This is a genomic window from Lysinibacillus sp. UBA5990, assembly GCF_002429815.1.
GTDB lineage: Bacteria > Bacillota > Bacilli > Bacillales_A > Planococcaceae > Lysinibacillus > Lysinibacillus fusiformis.
Genome location: NZ_DJAY01000015.1, coordinates 174,511 through 194,920 on the forward strand (window position 1 = coordinate 174,511; position 20,410 = coordinate 194,920).

The following is a 20,410-nucleotide window of genomic DNA, read 5'->3' on the forward strand; positions in this document are numbered from 1 at the left end:
TTCTAATAGAGGCTTTCATGTAATTTTGATAAAATAGGAATAAATAAATTCGCGACAATTCTGCGGGACGGTGAGCCAAGCATAGAAAAACAGATAGTCTAGACTCTCTGTTAAGCTTGAAGAGCGCCCGCAGTGAGGGAGCGAATTTTTTTCTGGCATTCTTGTCCTATGTTGAAGATGAATAAGAATATGAGGCTTAAACAGACTGCCTCCTCCTGAAAGTAGGTGTCGATAGATTGGAACAGCAACAAGAGGCAAGAACGAGATTTCGAATGCTTTTGCAGCAATTAGAGTTAACAGATGATGTGTACATGTCATTTTTTGAAGAAGGTGAGTTATCACGGCTAACGGTCCATAAAAAAGATAGACTATGGCATTTTACTATTCAATTACGTGATATACTGCCATTTCCGCTTTACCAGCTTTTCCGTACCCATTTAACAGATAAATTCTCAGCAATCGCACAAGTTTATACAACCATTGAGACACAAGAGAAAAGTGTGACAGAGGAACTTGTCCAAGCTTATTGGCTAAATGTTGTTGAGCAAATTGATGAGATGGCACCAACATTGAAAAATTGCCTTATCTCTCAAGTGCCGATGTGGAATGGTCAGAAAATCACATTAGCCTGTATGCAGGAAATGGAATTCATGATGTTAAAAACGAAGTATGCCGACAAGCTAGCAGAAAGCTATTGTCAATTCGGTTTTCCAAAAATGGCGATAGACTTTGTGCTTCAAGAACAAACGGAAGAAATGATTGCTGCTCAGGAAGCGTTTATGGAACAAAAGCGTATGGAAGAAGCAGCTTTATCTCAGCAAGCGATGCAGGATTTCCAAAAACGAGAACAAGAGAAGAAGGACAATCCAGCTATTGCGAACCTCGGTGATCGTCCCTTCCAGCTTGGTATGCTTATTAAAGACGATGAAATAATGGAAATTAAACGCATTGTTGAAGAGGAACGCCGGGTGATTGTTGAGGGCTTTGTCTTTGATACGGAAATTAAAGTACTGAAAAGTGGACGTTCTTTATTACAAATTAAGATTACTGACTATACGGACTCTATCATCGTCAAAATGTTCTCACGTGATAATGACGATGCCGAATTGATGCAGCATCTAAAAAAGGGAATGTGGGTTAAAGTTCGAGGCTCCGTCCAAACAGACACATTTATTCGTGATTTAATCGTCATGGCAAATGATATTAATGAAATAAAAAAAGAAACACGTCAGGATCTGGCACCAGAGGGTGAAAAGCGAGTAGAGCTACATTTGCATACACCAATGAGCCAAATGGACGCTGTGACGCCCGTTGATCGTCTAGTTGCACAGGCAGCAAAATGGGGTCATCCAGCAGTAGCTATTACAGATCATGCTGTTGTACAATCCTTCCCTGAAGCATATGCAGCAGGGAAAAAACATGGCATTAAAGTAATTTATGGCTTGGAGGCTAATTTAGTTGATGATGGTGTGCCAATAGCTTATGCACCAGAGCACCGCTTATTAGAAGAAGCCACTTATGTTGTCTTTGACGTGGAAACGACCGGGTTATCAACTGCTTACGATACAATTATTGAACTGGCGGCAGTAAAAATTAAAGATGGCCAAGTCATCGATAAATATGAAAGCTTTGCAAACCCCCATCATCCGCTTTCAGCAACGACCATTGAATTAACAGGTATTACGGATGATATGGTTCGTCATGCACCAGAAGTAGAGCAAGTTATAAAAGAGTTTCATGCATTTATTGGTGATGGGATTGTTGTTGCTCATAATGCGTCATTTGATATTGGTTTCTTATATACGGGCTATAAAAAATTCGGTCTTGAAGGAACAACACATCCAGTCATCGATACATTAGAGCTAGCTAGATTGCTGTACCCAACAATGAAAAATCACCGTTTAAATACACTTTGTAAAAAATTCAATATTGAATTAACACAACATCACCGAGCGATATACGATACAGAGGCGACAGGCTATTTACTATTACAATTATTAAAAGATGCCGATGAATTAGTCATTAAATACCATGATGATTTTAATAAGCATATTGGTGGAGGGGACGCCTATAAAAAAGGGCGACCAATGCATTGTACTATTTTAGCTGTTGATAATGCGGGCTTAAAGAATTTATTTAAAATTGTTTCACATGCTCATACAAAGACATTCTATCGAGTTCCTCGTGTGACAAGAGCTGTTTTAGAGCAATATCGAGAAGGTTTACTAGTCGGTTCTGGTTGTAGTAATGGTGAATTATTTGAAACGATGATGAATAAATCACCTGAGGAAGCCGAACAAGTGGCTAAATTCTATGATTATATTGAGGTGCAACCGAAAGCGGTATATGCACCATTAATTGAACGTAATGTCGTGCGTGATGAATGGACATTAGAGGATATCATTCGAAAGCTTGTTAAGTTAGGGAAGAAGCTCGATAAACCAGTTGTGGCAACAGGAAATGTTCACTATTTAGATCCGACAGATGCTATGTTTAGACAAATACTCGTGGGCTCTCAGGGTGGTGCAAACATCTTAAATCGATCCAAGCTACCTGAGGTGCATTTTAGAACAACAGATGAAATGCTAAAAGAATTTGATTTCTTAGGACCAGATCTGGCTAAAGAAGTTGTTGTGACGAATGCACAAAAAGTCGCTGATAGCATTGGGGATGTTAAGCCAATTAAGGATGACTTATATACGCCAAAAATTGAAGGCTCTGATGATGAAGTAACCAATTTAACGTATGAAATGGCTCATCGTATTTATGGTGAGGAGCTACCCGAAATTGTAAAAGCTCGAATTGAAAAAGAACTAAAATCTATATTAGGACATGGTTTTGGTGTAATTTATTTAATTTCGGCCAAGCTGGTGAAGAAATCTTTAGCTGATGGTTATTTAGTAGGTTCTCGTGGTTCCGTTGGTTCCTCATTAGTCGCAACCTTTATGGAAATTACGGAGGTTAACCCACTTCCTCCGCATTATGTTTGTCCAAATTGTAAGCATTCCGAGTTTTTTGACGATGGTTCGGTTAGCTCAGGCTTTGACTTACCGAATAAAGACTGTTCAGAATGTGGAACACCTTATAAAAAAGATGGACAAGATATCCCATTTGAAACCTTCCTTGGCTTTAAAGGAGATAAGGTACCCGATATCGATTTAAACTTTTCTGGTGAATACCAGCCGAAAGCACATAATTATACAAAGGTATTATTTGGTGAGGATTATGTGTACCGTGCCGGAACAATCGGTACGGTGGCGGAGAAAACAGCATATGGTTATGTCAAAGGCTATGCGAATGATCACAATCTACATTTCCGCGGAGCTGAGGTGGATCGTTTAGTGCAAGGATGTACGGGGGTTAAGCGAACTACCGGACAACACCCTGGAGGAATTATCGTAGTACCTGATTATATGGATATTTTTGATTTCTCTCCAGTACAGTTCCCTGCTGATGCTCAGGATGCAGAATGGCGCACAACCCATTTCGACTTCCACTCGATTCATGACAATATTTTGAAGCTAGATATACTTGGACACGATGATCCGACGGTTATTAGAATGCTACAGGATTTATCAGGAATAGATCCGAAAACGATACCTACTGATGATCCTGTCGTGATGCAAATTTTTAGTTCACCTGAAACGTTAGGTGTCACAGAAAAGCAAATTGGCTGTAAGACGGGAACATTAGGTATTCCAGAATTCGGTACTCGCTTCGTGCGGCAAATGTTAGAGGATACAAAGCCTTCTACATTCTCAGAGCTTGTGCAAATTTCCGGATTATCTCATGGGACAGACGTATGGTTGGGTAACGCACAAGAATTAATTCATAACGGGACATGTGTCCTGAAAGAAGTAATTGGTTGTCGTGACGATATTATGGTGTATTTAATTTACCAAGGTCTAGAGCCATCGTTAGCATTTAAAATCATGGAGTCTGTACGTAAAGGGAAAGGCTTATCAGAGGAATTTGAAGCAGAGATGCTCGCCAATAAAGTACCAGGCTGGTATATCGAGTCATGTAAAAAGATAAAATATATGTTCCCGAAAGCCCATGCTGCCGCATACGTGTTAATGGCGGTCCGTATTGCTTGGTTTAAGGTCCATTTCCCAATCCTGTACTATGCAGCATATTTCACAGTTCGGGCAGATGATTTTGATTTAATTGCTATGGTTCAAGGTTCACAAATGATTCGTGCACGTATTGACGAAATCAATTTAAAAGGTCTAGATGCTTCTACAAAAGAGAAAAACTTATTAACAGTAATGGAGCTAGCACTAGAAATGTGTGAGCGAGGCATGAGTTTCCAAAAAGTTGACTTGTATCGTTCGCAGGCAAGCGAATTTGTCATTGAAGGCAATACATTAATCCCACCTTTTGATGCTATCCCAGGACTTGGTACGAACGTGGCTAAAACAATTGTAGCTGCTCGAGAAGATGGGGAGTTTTTATCGAAGGAGGATTTACAGCAACGCGGCCGTGTTTCGAAAACACTGATTGAATACATGGATCAGCTGGGCTGTTTAGAGGGCATGCCTGATGCCAATCAGCTATCACTCTTTTAAGAAAGAATGAGCTGCTGATTCATTCAAAGTTTAACCTGCAAAATCATGGTGATTTCAAAATCCTGTCACAATATGGTTATCCTTAATGAAGGAAATTTGCATTATGCCAAGAACTATGCTATTCTAATGGTAATAATTTGTTGATATTTTTCCAGCAAAAGAGTGGGGCTTACCCGCTCTTTTCTGTTGTTATACCGTAGCAAACAAATTTTGACTAACAGCAGGTAAGACCGTAAAATTTCACCAAAGTAACTGGTGGAATTTCTGTTTTATTATGGTTCATTACACTACCAATACTGTAATGAATGATTAACACGCTAGCATAGATACAGGAGGAAATAATGAGCAAAGTACCATCTTTAATTGAAGAGCTCGCTAAACCAATAGTAGATGAGTTAAATCTGGAGTTAGTGGATATTGAGTTCGTAAAAGAAGGGCGTAACTGGTTTTTACGCGTCTATGTTGATACACCAGAAGGTAGCATCGACATTGACCAATGTGCTCAAGTAAGCGAACGACTAAGTTTGTTATTGGATGAAAAAGATCCAATTACACAAAACTATTATTTAGAAGTTTCATCACCTGGAGCGGAGCGTCCATTAAAAAAGGATGCTGATTTTGAAAAGGCAATTGGTAAGTTTATTTATGTAAAAACCTATAAGCCCATTAAGGACATGAAGGAATTCCAAGGCTACTTAACATCCTACGAGGAACATACATTAGTGATGGAAGTGCGCATTAAAACGCGTAAAATTACAGTAACAATAGAACAAGAGAAAATCGCATTGGCACGATTAGCCATCGATTTTTAAGCATAATGCATATTTAGGAGTGAAAACAAAATGAGTAGTGATTTGTTAGATGCGCTGAATGCGCTAGAAGAACAAAAAGGAATTTCAAGAGATGTGTTAATTGAAGCAATTGAAGCGGCATTAGTCACAGCTTACAAACGCAACTTTAACCAAGCACAAAATGTTCGAGTGGACTTAAATTTAGATAAGGGCTCTATTCGCGTGTTTTCACGTAAAGATGTAGTGGAAGAAGTAGAAGACGATCGTCTACAAATTTCTTTAGAGGACGCAAAGGTTATTAACCCTGCTTATCAATTAGAAGATATCGTGGAACAAGAAGTAACGCCACGTAACTTCGGCCGTATTGCTGCTCAAACAGCTAAACAGGTAGTAACACAACGCGTACGTGAAGCGGAACGTGGTTTAATCTACGAGCAATATGTCGATCGTGAAGATGATATCGTAACAGGTGTTGTGGAACGTTTAGATGCGCGAAATATTTATGTAGGTTTAGGGAAAGTAGAGGCTGCATTGCCAGTCAATGAGCAAATCCAAGGCGAAACTTATCATCCACATGATCGCATCAAAGTATATATTACAAAAGTTGAACGTACAACACGCGGTCCACAAGTGATTGTATCTCGAACACATCCTGGCTTATTACGTCGATTATTTGAGATGGAAGTACCTGAAATTTACGAAGGAATTGTAGAGATTAAATCGATTGCTCGCGAAGCAGGAGATCGCTCAAAAATTTCCGTCTTTGCACACAACGAAGAAGTGGATCCAGTAGGTTCTTGTGTTGGTGCTAAAGGTGCTCGTGTACAAACAATTGTTAACGAATTAAACGGCGAAAAAATCGATATCGTAGAATGGTCGGAAGATCCTGTTGTATTCGTTGCTAATGCACTTAGCCCATCGAAAGTTTTAGATGTTCAAGTAAACGAAGAAGAAAAATCTACAACGGTTGTTGTACCAGATTATCAATTATCACTAGCTATTGGTAAACGTGGTCAAAATGCGCGTTTAGCTGCGAAACTTACTGGCTGGAAAATTGATATTAAGAGTGAGACAGATGCTCGTGAATTAGGTATCTATCCATCTGCTACAAGCACTTTCGTACCTGCTGAGGATGAAGAAAGTGATTTTGATGAAGTGGCAGTAGATTTATATCAAGACGACGAAGAATAAGTAAGAAAGCCCGTGTGACGAGTTACCTGACAGTATTCAGTGGGCCCCCTACGCCGACTGAATACTGTCAGAGCGTCAAGTAGAGCACGACTTGTCCACCTCTTACGACAAGCTTCAGAGAGGAATGGTGATTCTTATGGCTGTTAACAAAAAAATACCTCTTCGTAAATGCGTAGCAACTGGAGAAATGCTACCAAAGAAAGAAATGATACGTGTTGTTCGTTCAAAAGAGGGCGAAGTAAGTGTAGATATCTCCGGGAAAAAACCTGGGCGTGGTGCCTATGTCTCTAAATCAGAGAAGGCAATCGATATCGCTCGTAAGAAAAATGTATTGGGGCACCAACTTGATGTGAAAATTCCTGAAGAAATTTATGAGGTGCTTATTTTGCTAATTCGTAGGGAGTCAATTTTATGATTAATCAAGCAATATTTAATTTGCTTGGAATTGCGGCAAGAGCCCGTAAAGTGATTTCAGGAGAAGAGTTAGTAGTAAAGGAAGTCCGCAATGGCAATGCTAAGTTAGTACTGCTTGCAAACGATGCTTCTAAAAACTCAAGTAAGAAAATTCAAGATAAGTGCACGTACTACAACGTTGAGTATCATGTAATTGGAGATCGTTACGATCTAGGACATGCTACAGGTAAGGAGGCCCGAGTGGCTTTAGCGATTACCGATAAGGGTTTTGCAAGTAAATTGTCTAGTCTACTCAACGAAAAATAATCGGGGGTGAGCAGATGACCAAAATCAGAGTTCATGAATATGCGAAACAAGTGAATAAAACGAGTAAAGAGGTTATTGAAGCACTTAGTAAATTAAATGTGAGTGTAACTAATCATATGTCTATGTTAGAGAGAGACATCGTGTCAAAGTTAAACCAAACATTTAAAGCAACACCTGAGAAAAATGTAGGAAAACAAGCAACTCAAAACATATCACAAAAACCTCAATCGAATGGTCAACAAAACCATTCGGTGAAAAAGCAAGAAGGTCAAAGGCAGCAATCTGCTACTTCTAAGCCTAAAGCAAATAATCAGCAACACTCAAATTCGTCTAACGAAAAATCTAAGAATACAAAAGGTAATCAAAACAGAAATATGACACAAAATAATAATAATAATAACAATAATAATAATCGTAGAGGTGGCGGTGGTTACAACCAACGTCCAAAACCAGGGATTCATGGAGGCAAACGTCGCCATCCAAAAACGCATCAACCATCAATACCACTTAAACAAAAGGAACTTCCAGAAAAAATTACTTTTGTTGAATCATTATCAGTGGCAGAATTAGCAAAAAAATTACACCGTGAGCCATCTGAAATTATTAAAAAATTATTCATGCTTGGGGTAATGGCAACAATTAACCAAGAATTAGATAAGGATGCAATTGAATTAATTTGCACAGACTATGGTGTAGAAGTGGAAGAAGAGATTCGTGTAGATATTACGGACTTAGAAACACACTTCGAGCAGACAGAAGAAGTAAATGAAGCTGAATTATCAGAACGTCCGCCAGTTGTGACAATCATGGGTCACGTTGACCACGGTAAAACAACATTATTAGATTCAATTCGTAATACTAAAGTGACTGCAGGTGAAGCTGGGGGCATTACACAGCATATTGGTGCCTACCAAGTTACAGAAGGTGACAAGAAAATCACTTTCCTTGATACACCAGGACACGCTGCTTTCACAACAATGCGTGCACGTGGTGCAAAAGTAACGGATTTAACAATTTTAGTAGTAGCTGCTGATGATGGTGTAATGCCACAAACAGTAGAAGCAATCAATCACGCAAAAGCAGCAGAAGTACCAATTATTGTAGCTGTGAATAAAATGGATAAACCGTCTGCAAATCCAGATCGTGTGATGCAAGAATTAACTGAACATGGCTTAGTTCCTGAAGCATGGGGTGGCGAAACGATTTTCGTACCAATTTCTGCATTAAAAGGTGAAGGCATTGACACATTACTAGAAATGATTTTACTTGTTGCAGAAGTAGGAGAACTAAAAGCAAATCCTGACCGTTTAGCTCTTGGAACAGTAATTGAAGCTCAGCTAGACAAAGGACGTGGTTCAGTTGCTACGCTGTTAGTGCAAGATGGTACATTAAAAGTGGGTGACCCGATTGTTGTCGGTCATACATTTGGTCGAGTTCGTGCAATGGTGAATGATAAAGGCCGTCGTGTGAAAGAAGCTGGACCATCAACACCAGTAGAAATTACAGGTTTAAATGATGTACCTCAAGCAGGGGACCGTTTTGTTGTCTTTGAAGACGAAAAAACAGCTCGTCAAGTTGGGGAAACTCGTGCGATGTCAGCTATCCAAGCACAACGTTCTGAAAAACAACGTGTAACGCTTGATAACTTATTTGAGCAAATGAGCCAAGGCGAAATGAAAGAGCTGAACTTAATCGTTAAGGCTGACGTACAAGGTACTGTAGAAGCAATGGCTGCTTCATTAATGAAAATTGATGTAGAAGGCGTAAATGTGAAAATTATTCACACTGGTGCAGGTGCCATTACAGAATCTGATATTTCTCTTGCTGCCGCTTCCAATGCAATTGTTATTGGTTTCAATGTACGTCCAGATGTCAATGCAAAACGTGCTGCAGAAGAAGAAGGCGTAGATATTCGTTTACACCGTATCATTTACAAAGTAATTGAAGAGATTGAGCAAGCAATGAAAGGTATGCTTGATCCTGAATTTGAAGAAAAAATTATTGGGCAAGCAGAAGTTCGCCAAACAATTAAAGTATCAAAAGTTGGTACAATTGCTGGTTCGTATATAACTGAAGGAAAAGTAACACGCGATTCAGGCGTTCGTGTAATTCGCGATAACGTAGTTATTTTTGAAGGTGAATTAGATACGCTTAAGCGTTTCAAAGACGAAGTAAAAGAAGTAGCAAGAGGATACGAATGTGGTATTACGATTACAAACTTCAACGATATTAAAGAAGGCGACATTATTGAAGCCTACATTATGGAAGAAGTTAAACGAGTATAATGATTGTATACGCAGAGGTTGAATTTATCATTCAAACTGCCCATTCGTTAAAAGAAAAACGTGCTGTCTTACAGCGTATGATTACCCGCACTAAGCAGAAGTTTAATGTTTCTATTGCGGAAATTGACCATCAAAACGTATGGCAGCGCACAAAATTAGCACTTGTAGCTGTTTCTTCATCGAAAGAAGCAGCTGAACGGGAAATTAATCACGCGCTCCACTATTTAGAGTCAAATCCGTCATGGGAACAGCTTAATGTGTGGCGAGACTATTTATAAGGAATAGTAGGTAGTTGAGATAGCTAAGTAGCATGAAAAGATCAACTATCTGTACATCGAAATAGAGGTGACAAATTATGTCTCTACGTTCAAACCGTGTTGCTGAGCAAATGAAAAAAGAGCTTGGTGATATTCTTGGCCGTAAAATTAAAGATCCGCGTGTTGGTTTTGTTACTGTTACAGGTGTTGAGGTAACTGGTGATTTACAGCAAGCGACTATTTATATTACATCTTTAGGCAATGAACGTGAACGTGAGGAAACGCTTAAAGCTTTAGTAAAAGCTTCAGGTTTCATTCGATCAGAAATTGGTTCACGTATTCGTTTACGACGCACACCAGAATTAATCTTTGAATTCGATTCATCGATTGAGTACGGAAACCGTATTGATACATTGCTAAAAGGTTTACACAAAGAATAAGCTGATAAAAGTCTGCCACTTGCATGTTCATGCAGGCAGGCTTTTTATCTTCATAAAGAAGATTTTTGACTTGGTAAATGCTAGGTATATTTTATTTTAAAGGCAATTTGGGAGGATTTATATGAACGGTATTTTACCGCTTTGGAAAGAAAGAGGCATGACAAGCCACGATTGTGTCTTTAAGCTACGCAAAATTTTACGTACAAAAAAGGTTGGACATACAGGGACATTGGATCCAGGTGTGGAGGGTGTACTACCAATTTGTATTGGCCAAGCTACTCGAATTGCAGAATATTTAACAGATGCAGGGAAAACCTATGAAGCCATTATTTCCATTGGTCGTACAACGACAACGGAGGATGCAGAGGGCGAAACGGTTTCACAGGATCCTTCAGTTAAAAAGGTTTCTCGTGAGCAATTGCAAGAGGTTTTAGCTTCATTAACAGGTGTTATTGAACAAACTCCACCAATGTTTTCGGCTGTCAAGGTAAATGGTAAACGTCTCTATGAATATGCTCGAAAAGGAGAAACAGTTGAAAGACCGACTCGTCAAGTTACCATTTATGCTTTAGAGCTTCTTGATGAAAAAAAATCCTACGAGGGGCAGGAGATAACATTCCCAGTTCGTATCGCTTGTAGTAAAGGAACTTATATCCGTACATTAGCTGTCCAAATTGGGGAGGCTCTTGGTTATCCAGCACATATGAAAGAGCTCGTACGTACTGCTTCAGGTACCTTTACGCGCGCTAACTGTTTTACACTAGCACAGGTGGCGGAGCTTATGGATGCAGAGCAGGTGACTACTTGTATTTTACCTGTCGAGTATGCATTAACAGACTATCCATATATTGAGATTACTTCTGCCAATGAAAAAGAAATTTTCAATGGACAAGTGCTTCCCGCAGATACATTGTTAAAGATACATGATAAAATTGTCTTTGGAATCAGTGGAAAGGCAGTTGCGGTTTATCAAGCTCACCCTACAAAGGCAGGTTTGATGAAACCACACAAGATGTTTCCGACGATAGAGTAGGAGGATTTTTCAATGGAGGTCATTCATTTAAAATACCCACATCAATTACAGCAAAGAGAAAGCATGCAGCCCTATTCATTAGCGCTTGGCTTTTTCGATGGTGTACATAGAGGGCATCAGGCTGTTATTAAGGCGGCAAAGGAAGAGGGAGAAAAGCGTCAAATTCCAAGCGCAGTAATGACATTTGATCCGCATCCATCATTAGTCCTTGGAGGACGTAACGAAAAGGTTTTTTATATTACACTCTTACAGCAGAAATTGCAGCTTTTTGAAGAACAAGGCGTAGATACAGTATTTGTTGTCCATTTCACTTCTGATTTTGCTAAGCTATCTCCAGCCGCATTTATTGATACATTTATTCGTGGATTAAATATTCAACATGTGACAGCTGGCTTCGATTATTCATTTGGGGCATTTGGTAAAGGGACAATGGAAGATATGCGTGCATTAAGCAATGGTGATTATGGTGTGACAATTGTTGAGAAGAGAACGGATGATGTGGAGAAAATCAGCTCAACCCGTATTCGCCAACTTTTACAAGAGGGTGATATGGAAGCAGCGAGAACATTATTAGGACGACCATTTGAAATTAACGGAATGGTTGTACATGGTGATAAACGTGGTCGAACAATTGGCTTCCCGACTGCAAATGTCCAAGCTTTAGAAGGTACTTTTATTCCGGCAAGTGGGGTCTATGCTGTTCGTCTGCTAGTCCAAAATGCTTGGTATGATGGTGTCTGCAATGTAGGCTACAAACCAACGTTTAAAGATCCAAACGATAAGCAATTGTCCATTGAGGTTCATATTTTAAATTTTGATAAAAATATTTATGGCGAAGAAGTACATGTAGCTTGGTATAAACGTATTCGAAGCGAAAGGAAATTTGACGGTATTGATGCTTTAAAAACGCAAATTGAAAAAGATAAACAAGAAGCTATACAATATTTTAATGATCTACAATAGAGTCAACTAAGTAACGGTTTTTACTTGCTTGACCCAATCATTTATGGTAACATTCATAAGTGCATAATGCTCAACCTTAGCTCGGTATATCGAAGACTCCAACGTTTACTGTGCTAATGGGGATAAATAATTTTTCTTAGGAGGTCCATACAAATGGCTATTACAAAAGAACGTAAAAACGAAATTATCGCTGAGTACCGTACTCACGAAAGTGACACTGGTTCACCAGAAGTACAAGTTGCAGTATTAACAGCAGAAATCAATGCTCTAAATACTCACTTACGTACACACAAAAAAGATTTCCACTCTGAGCGTGGTCTTCTTAAAATGGTAGGTCGTCGTCGTCACTTATTAAAATATCTTCGTGAAACTGACGTACAACGTTACCGTGAACTAATCAACCGTTTAGGCTTACGTCGCTAATTACAGCGGGCTGTAGACAAACTTATGTTTTGTCTACAGTCTTTTTTTTATTGAAAAATAGAAATGACCTTCTAGGGTAGTTCACTTCTCGTCTCCATTTTTATTTTGTTCGATAATAAGCCATAACTTTTTTACGCTCCGGTGAACGAGCTAGAAAAAACATGTTCTAACCAATAAAAGGGTGATATATTCTAATCACATTTCGCAACCAAATTCAACCAGTCCTATGTGAATCTGGCTTTATTGACCATGCGACAAAAGAAATAGAGTTGAATCAATGAACTAATTGAATAGTAGTTGTTTTTATTTAGCCATGAATGGCCTATAACAGCTTACTTCAGCTTGTGAAATGTGAAAATAAAATCTTATGGTGAGAAGGTGCAGTTGGATGTTTAACAAAATATTAAGAGAGAATAATATTGTTGCAGGGATTTTGACAATTATTCGCATCTATCTAGGTTGGCATTGGCTAACAGCCGGTTGGGGAAAATTGATGAATGGATTTGATGCATCTGGTTTTTTAGCAAATGCGATAGCAAATCCAGTGACTAGCGGTGAGGATTTAGCATATCCACTATACGTAAAGTTTATTGAAACATTTGCTTTACCCAATGCTGAAATCATTAATTTTCTTATCCCTTGGGGAGAGTTTTTAGTCGGCCTAGGGTTAATACTTGGATGTTTAACAACATATGCTGCATTTTTTGGGATGGTCATGAACTTCGCATTTTTAATGGCAGGTACTATATCAAGTAACCCTTGGGATATATTACTCGCTATCTTTATAGCAGCAGCTGGTTTCAATGCCGGTAAGTTTGGATTGGATCGTTTCGTCATACCAACTATCAGCAATAAGATCCAAAAAGTAAAAAACAAAGATAAAATAGCTAGACCGCTGTCTAAAACTACATAATTTACATAAAAAATATATGAAATGCCCCGTGAATGCTAGTTTGATGGGGCATTTATTTTAATTTTTCCCTCTTGACACACTTAAACTTTACTACATACTTAACTTTCTTTATACTAGTAGGATGTTGTATGACAAGTACCGTGTTATAATAAATCTATTGTGTATAGCCTGCACTTGAAATAATAATGTGAAGAAGCTTATATCTATTTACATACATTACTTTTCGTCAGGAAGGAATCAATTTAAGTCAATTCCATATAACAAAAGTATAAAAATGTTTTTTCAATAAAATATAGAAATAAATCTTAAATAAATTGGCAATAACTGAATTTAAATGTATGATTATTTCAAGAAATATTTTTTAGCATAGAACAAGCATTTTTGGTACACTTACAATTAGTACATACAGACGAAGTAAGTGTTTTTATAATAGAGAGGGGTTCATTGAATGAACGAAAAGAAAGTCTATTCCTACGAATGGGCTGGCCGTCCACTTGTAATTGAAGTTGGACAGTTAGCAAAACAAGCAAACGGAGCTGTATTAGTACGCTATGGCGATACTTCTGTTTTATCTACAGCCACAATGTCAAAATCACCAAAACCACTTGATTTCTTCCCATTAACAGTAAACTATGAAGAACGTCTATATGCTGCAGGTAAAATTCCTGGCGGCTTTATTAAGCGTGAAGGGCGTCCATCTGAAAAAGCTATATTGGCTAGCCGTTTAATCGACCGTCCGATCCGTCCGATGTTCCCAGATGGCTTCCGTAACGAAGTTCAAGTAATCTCTATGGTTATGTCAAATGATTCTGACTGTACGTCTGAAATGGCAGCAATGGTTGGTTCTTCATTAGCATTAGCTATTTCTGATATTCCATTTGATGGGCCAATCGCAGGTGTACAAGTTGGTTATATTGACGGGGAGTTCATTGTTAATCCAACAGTGGACCAATCGAACCAATCTACAATTCATTTGTCTGTAGCTGGGAACAAGGACGCTATCAACATGGTTGAAGCTGGCGCACTTGAAGTTCCAGAAGAAGTGATGTTAGAAGCGATTATGTTTGGGCATGAGGAAATTAAAAAAATTATCGCATTCCAAGAGCAAATTGTGGCTGAGGTAGGAAAAGAAAAGAAACCAGTTACATTATTTGAAATTGATGAAGCAATCCAAGCGGATATAAAGGCTGCTTGTGAGACTGATATGCATGATGCTATTCAAACTGCTGAGAAACATGCTCGTGATGAAGCGATTCAAGCTGTAAAAGACCGTATTATTGCTTCCTATGAAGAGCAAGAAGCAGATGATGATACGATGAAGCAGGTTTATACAATACTTGATAAGATGGTAAAAGATGAAGTACGCCGTCAGATCACTGAAGATAAAATTCGTCCAGATGGTCGTAAACTAGACGAGATTCGACCACTTTCTTCTGAAACAGGAATATTACAACGTACACACGGTTCAGGTCTATTTACACGTGGACAAACTCAAGCACTATCTATTTGTACGTTAGGTGCGCTAGGCGATGTGCAAATTATTGACGGTTTAGGTGTCGAAGAATCAAAACGCTTCATGCACCACTATAATTTCCCTCAATTCTCGGTTGGTGAGACAGGACCAATTCGTGGGCCAGGTCGTCGTGAAATTGGTCATGGAGCTTTAGGAGAACGTGCACTGGAAGCAGTCATTCCTGATGAATCTGTTTTCCCATATACAATTCGTTGTGTATCAGAAGTACTTGAATCAAATGGTTCAACATCTCAAGCTTCTATTTGTGCATCCACATTAGCTATGATGGATGCTGGTGTTCCATTAAAAGCACCAGTTGCAGGTATTGCAATGGGCCTTATTAAAAAAGGTGAACATTATTCTATTTTAACGGATATTCAAGGTATGGAAGATCATCTAGGTGATATGGACTTTAAAGTGGCTGGTACAGCTAAAGGTGTAACAGCTTTACAAATGGACATTAAAATCGATGGCCTATCACGCAATATTTTAGAAGAAGCATTAACACAAGCTAAAGTAGGTCGTATGCATATTTTAGAATCAATGCTTGCGACACTTGCAGAGCCACGTGAACAATTATCTGAATTTGCACCAAAAATCGTGATAGTTAAAATCAATCCAGATAAAATTCGCGATGTTATTGGACCTGGCGGAAAACAAATCAATAAAATTATTGAAGAAACGGGCGTTAAGATTGATACAGAACAAGATGGTACAATCTATATTTCTTCTGCCAATGAAGAAATGAACGCACGCGCAAAACAAATTATTGAAGATATCGTACGTGAAGCTAAAGTAGGGGAATACTACTTATCGACAGTGAAGCGTATTGAAAAATTCGGTGCGTTTTGTGAAATCTTCCCAGGTAAAGATGGCTTGCTTCACATTTCTGAAATTCAAGAGGAACGTACAAAGCAAGTGGAAGACGTCTTAAAACTTGGCGATCAATTATTAGTAAAAGTAATTGAAATTGACAAACAAGGTCGTGTGAATTTATCTCGCAAAGTAGTACTACAAGAGGAAAAAGAACGCGCTGAACAACAAAAATAATAAAGATAAAAGGCTGCGTCGAATGCGCAGCCTTTTTAAATAGCTTATCCATATAAAGAAATATATAGTTGGGGGAGATTTTTTGGTTCAAGTACATACATGTCAGAATGGTGTTCGTATTGTGTCAGAGCAAATTAACCATGTAAGATCTGTTGCTTTAGGTATTTTTGTTAATGCGGGTTCACGCTATGAACTGCCTGAAGAGAACGGTATTACACATTTTATAGAGCATATGTTGTTTAAAGGAACAACAACTCGTTCTGCTCGTCAAATTGCGGAAGAATTTGATCGGATAGGTGGAGAATTAAATGCTTTTACATCTAAAGAAAATACGTGTTATTATGCAAAGGTTTTAGATCATCATGCAGAGCTAGCAGTCTCCATTTTGGCTGATATGTTTTTTAATTCTACATTTGCAGAAGAAGAATTAGAAAAAGAAAGACAAGTGGTATTAGAGGAAATTTTAATGAGCGAAGATGCTCCGGACGATGATGTGCATGAAAAGCTGTGGAGTGTCATGTATCCAAATGATGCACTGGGCCGTCCGATATTGGGTAGTGCAGCTACATTAAAGACATTTACTGCAGAGGCGATTCGCCATTATATGGCCAAACATTATGGTCCAGAGTCAGTTGTTATTTCGATTGCGGGCAATATTTCACCTCAACTCATGGCAACAATTGAACGGTTATTCGGACAATATCAGCCTTCCGCAGTTGCGATTGCGCCTGTGCTGACAAATCCTTCATTTCATCCTGGAGAAATCTCGAAAATCCGAGATACTGAGCAAGCTCATTTAGCTATATCCTATCCGGCTATTGGTGTAAAGGACCCTAATATGTATAGTTTTATTGCGTTAAATAATATTATTGGTGGCAATATGAGCTCACGACTGTTTCAAGAGGTGCGTGAAGAAAGAGGACTAGCTTATTCTATTTTCTCTTACCAATCCTGTTATGCAGATGTTGGGGCGTTCACCATTTATGGCAGTACTAGCCGTCAGCAATTATCACAACTACAACATACTATTGATGCTACTTTACTCGATATTGTCGCAGGTGGTGTCACAGAAGAAGAGCTTGATAATGCAAAAGAACAGCTGAAAGGTAGCTTTGTTCTAGGGTTAGAGGGAACTGGTGCACGTATGAATCGAAATGGTACAAGTGAACTTGTTCATCGTAGACATCGTACAGTAGACGAGGTATTAGCTTCTATAGATGCTGTATCCATGGACTCAGTGGATCGATTGATTGCTAAAATTTTGAAAGCAGAGCCGGCTATTTCAATTATTGGACCAAGTGAATAAAATACCTCATCGTATGGTCTTAAAGGAGGTGTCTCAAATGATTATTGAGGCACCTCCTTTTTATTTGTATTATCAATTAGACATTGTAATTATCAATTAACTCTGATAGTATGAGTGATATTGAAAATCATTTTCATTTAAGTGGAGGAAATAGTAGATATGAAAAAATGGCTATATGTTAGTACACTTGCATTATCACTAGCACTGGTTGGATGCGCAGAACAAGAAGAGAAAGGTGCAGACAAAGAAATTCAAAAAGAAGAAGTAACAAAGCAAGAAGAAGCTGCAGGTACTTCGACTGTCAAAAAAGATGAATTTCAAGATGGTGTTGATGAAGAAGCCTTTCAGAAGGCATTAGCAAGCTTTCCTACAACAGTCCCAGAAAAAATTGTGACGACATCAGTTCCTTTAACAGAAATGCTACATCTTTTGGAGATCACACCAGTAGGAGTACCAACATCTACAAATCCGATACCGTCAGACTTTGATTCCATTACTAAAATTGGTTCGCCAATGTCACCAGATTTAGAAGTTATTTCGAGTTTACAAACAGATTTGATTCTTGGAGCTTCTTCTTTACAAAGCTCATTAGATCAAGCACTACAGGGAATGAATCTCCCAACAGCTTATTTACCAACAGATTCGTATGATGACTTGAAATTGAGTTTTAAGGTGCTAGGTACATACTTTGGTAAGGAAGACGAAACAAATGAAATCTTGCAAAATCTTGTAGCAAAAGAAAAAGAGCTGGAAGAGCAAGCACAAGGAAAAGAACTACCATCTGTTATGCTCGTTATCGGAACATCTGATTCCTTTATGGTAATGAACGACAAATCCTATTTAGGAAGCTTAGTCGAAAGATTGGGAGCAGATAATATTGCGAAATCAGTATTAAAAGCAGAATCTACTTATTCACCAATGAATTTAGAAGATATTGTTGTAGCAGATCCAGATATTGTGTTTGTCTTAGCGTCTGGCGATCATGGAGCGAATGAAGATAAATTCAAACAAGAAATTGGAAAAAATAGTGCTTGGCAACAATTATCAGCATACAAAAATGACAAAATCTATATGCTTGATTACAGTATTTTCGGTGTCACATCTATTACAAATGCTGAGACAGCACTAACAACGGTTGCAGATTATTTCTATAAATAAGTTCGTGAGGTAGAGGTATGATTCATACAGCAAGAAGTCGCATGATTATTATCACGACATTTGTGGTAACCATATTAGTCGCAGTAATAGCAATTGGATTAGGTAGTGTCCATATTTCTATACCTAATATTTTATCGACCCTTATCAATGGTCGTGGTCAAGAGGGGGTATATACAACAATTATATGGGATATCCGCCTTCCCCGCGTGTTACTAGCTTTAATTATTGGCGCAAGTATAGCTATATCAGGGGCATTACTGCAGGCAGTCATGGGAAATCCATTAGCAGATCCAGGTTTAACAGGGGTAACAAGTGGTGCTGCAGCATTTGTATTGCTTATCCTTTTAGCAAATCCAGAATTAACTCATTTGATTCCTATCGCAGCCTTTGTTGGTGGTTTAATTGCCGCAGCAATTGTCTATGCACTTGCCTGGAGACGGACAGGTATTACCCCAATCACCATTATTTTATCAGGGGTTGCAGTAAATGCATTGTGCGGGGGCGTCATTGGATTTTTATCGATTCTATATAGTGATCGTCTACCATCGGCAGTACAATGGATGAATGGTAGTCTCGCTGCAAAAGGAAATGCATCGCTGCATATGATTTATTTGTACGCCATTATAGGCTGGATACTATCCATTTTTGCGATTCGTAAAGCTAACATTATCCGTTTGGGTGATCAGGTCGCTACTAATTTAGGGGAAAGTGTAACACGTATTCGTATTCTGCTATCAATTTTAGCTGTCTTTTTAGCAGCGATATCTGTTGCTGCAGTGGGGATGATCAGTTTTGTTGGATTAATTGTACCTCATATGGCCAGATTATTAGTTGGTTCTGATTATAAATACATGTTGCCTATGAGTATGGCCTTGGGGGCAATTGTTTTATTGGTTGCCGATACGGGCGGGCGGACATTATTTGCACCACTCGATATTCCGGCAGGCATTTTAATGGCGGTAATCGGTGGACCTTACTTCTTATACTTAATGAGAAAGAGGGCGTTTTAATGTTAAAAATTGAACAGCTAACCATCAGCTATGAACAAAAGGAAGTTGTCCATAATTTTTCATTTGAAGTGGAACAAGGCGAGATTCTATCGATTATTGGACCGAATGGCTCTGGAAAATCAACGATATTAAAGGCGATTGCACAGATGCAGCCGTACAGTGCTGGGAATATCCTGTTTGAAGGAGAAAATATGCGTCGGCTATCCTCAAAGGAAATCGCACGCAAAATGTGTATGCTGAGTCAGCAAAACCAAGCTCCGAGCGATATTTCTGTCAAAAGTTTAGTGGCCTATGGTCGATATCCGCATAAAAAGTGGTTTGAACGCCTGAATGCAGAGGATGAGGCAATTATTGATTGGTCATTAGAAAAAACCTATCTCTCCCATTATAAAGAAAAACCAATAGCCGCTTTGTCTGGTGGTGAGGCACAGCGAGCATGGATTGCCATGGCTTTGGCACAACGGCCACAAGTCTTATTATTGGATGAGCCCACGACCTTTTTAGATATTGCTCATCAGCATGAAGTGCTAGAATTAGTACGGGAGCTTAACCGTGATATGGGTATGACAGTTGTAATGGTGCTCCATGATTTGAACCAAGCCTCTAGTTACAGCGATAAAATCGTCGTTGTAAAGGATGGTAAGCGAGCACATATAGGGACACCGGATGAAGTTATGACTGAACAAATGATCCAACAAATATATCGGATGGAAGCTGAAATTCAATATGTATCTTGGGATCATGCTCCGAGAATTCAATTAAAAAATACGGTTAGAGTATAGGGGGAAA

General features: G+C 38.8%; 17 protein-coding genes. All 17 read left to right on the forward strand.

The features are described 5' to 3' along the window. The first annotated feature begins 236 nt into the window (after positions 1–236). On the forward strand, positions 237–4,568 hold the full coding sequence (locus B3D94_RS13355) for a PolC-type DNA polymerase III (protein ID WP_139133716.1): 4,332 nt from the start codon (positions 237–239) through the stop codon (positions 4,566–4,568). A gap of 341 nt (positions 4,569–4,909) precedes the next feature. Beyond that, entirely contained in the window at positions 4,910–5,380 is a 471-nt protein-coding gene (rimP, locus tag B3D94_RS13360; protein WP_069480371.1) for a ribosome maturation factor RimP, read from the forward strand. Between the two features lie 30 nt (positions 5,381–5,410). After that, positions 5,411–6,550, forward strand: a complete 1,140-nt coding sequence (nusA, locus tag B3D94_RS13365) for a transcription termination factor NusA (protein WP_193831189.1) — start codon at positions 5,411–5,413, stop codon at positions 6,548–6,550. 136 nt (positions 6,551–6,686) lie between these two features. Continuing rightward, positions 6,687–6,965, forward strand: a complete 279-nt coding sequence (rnpM, locus tag B3D94_RS13370) for an RNase P modulator RnpM (protein ID WP_291757690.1) — start codon at positions 6,687–6,689, stop codon at positions 6,963–6,965. After that, positions 6,962–7,270, forward strand: coding sequence for a YlxQ family RNA-binding protein (locus B3D94_RS13375; protein ID WP_008178997.1), 309 nt, complete (start codon positions 6,962–6,964; stop codon positions 7,268–7,270). The genes rnpM and B3D94_RS13375 overlap by 4 nt, the downstream gene beginning before the upstream one ends. 14 nt (positions 7,271–7,284) lie before the next feature. Then, entirely contained in the window at positions 7,285–9,555 is a 2,271-nt protein-coding gene (infB, locus tag B3D94_RS13380) for a translation initiation factor IF-2 (protein ID WP_069480373.1), read from the forward strand. After that, positions 9,555–9,833 (forward strand): DUF503 domain-containing protein, encoded by a 279-nt coding sequence (locus tag B3D94_RS13385; protein ID WP_008178987.1) that lies wholly within the window; start codon positions 9,555–9,557, stop codon positions 9,831–9,833. The genes infB and B3D94_RS13385 overlap by 1 nt, the downstream gene beginning before the upstream one ends. A gap of 77 nt (positions 9,834–9,910) precedes the next feature. Continuing rightward, entirely contained in the window at positions 9,911–10,252 is a 342-nt protein-coding gene (rbfA, locus tag B3D94_RS13390) for a 30S ribosome-binding factor RbfA (protein ID WP_069480374.1), read from the forward strand. Positions 10,253–10,373: 121 nt separating this feature from the next. Further along, positions 10,374–11,285 carry a tRNA pseudouridine(55) synthase TruB gene (gene truB / locus B3D94_RS13395; RefSeq protein WP_291757693.1) on the forward strand — a complete coding sequence of 304 codons (912 nt, stop codon included), beginning with the start codon at positions 10,374–10,376 and terminating at the stop codon, positions 11,283–11,285. Positions 11,286–11,297: 12 nt separating this feature from the next. Next, positions 11,298–12,248: a riboflavin biosynthesis protein RibF gene (ribF, locus tag B3D94_RS13400; protein ID WP_008178983.1), complete on the forward strand. Its 951-nt coding sequence runs from the start codon at positions 11,298–11,300 to the stop codon at positions 12,246–12,248. 153 nt (positions 12,249–12,401) lie between these two features. Then, positions 12,402–12,671: a 30S ribosomal protein S15 gene (gene rpsO, locus B3D94_RS13405; protein WP_008178982.1), complete on the forward strand. Its 270-nt coding sequence runs from the start codon at positions 12,402–12,404 to the stop codon at positions 12,669–12,671. A gap of 388 nt (positions 12,672–13,059) precedes the next feature. Then, positions 13,060–13,584, forward strand: a complete 525-nt coding sequence (locus tag B3D94_RS13410; RefSeq protein WP_291757698.1) for a DoxX family protein — start codon at positions 13,060–13,062, stop codon at positions 13,582–13,584. A gap of 448 nt (positions 13,585–14,032) precedes the next feature. After that, on the forward strand, positions 14,033–16,147 hold the full coding sequence (pnp, locus tag B3D94_RS13415) for a polyribonucleotide nucleotidyltransferase (protein ID WP_069480377.1): 2,115 nt from the start codon (positions 14,033–14,035) through the stop codon (positions 16,145–16,147). Positions 16,148–16,229: 82 nt separating this feature from the next. Then, positions 16,230–17,453, forward strand: a complete 1,224-nt coding sequence (locus B3D94_RS13420; protein ID WP_069480378.1) for a M16 family metallopeptidase — start codon at positions 16,230–16,232, stop codon at positions 17,451–17,453. A gap of 159 nt (positions 17,454–17,612) precedes the next feature. Continuing rightward, the gene (locus tag B3D94_RS13425; protein ID WP_291757701.1) at positions 17,613–18,611 is read left to right on the forward strand and encodes an ABC transporter substrate-binding protein; all 999 of its coding nucleotides are present in this window, start codon (positions 17,613–17,615) and stop codon (positions 18,609–18,611) included. Positions 18,612–18,628: 17 nt separating this feature from the next. After that, entirely contained in the window at positions 18,629–19,621 is a 993-nt protein-coding gene (locus B3D94_RS13430) for a FecCD family ABC transporter permease (RefSeq protein ID WP_291757703.1), read from the forward strand. Then, entirely contained in the window at positions 19,621–20,403 is a 783-nt protein-coding gene (locus B3D94_RS13435; RefSeq protein WP_291757705.1) for an ABC transporter ATP-binding protein, read from the forward strand. Before B3D94_RS13430 ends, B3D94_RS13435 begins: the two co-directional genes overlap by 1 nt. The last annotated feature ends 7 nt before the right edge of the window (positions 20,404–20,410 follow it).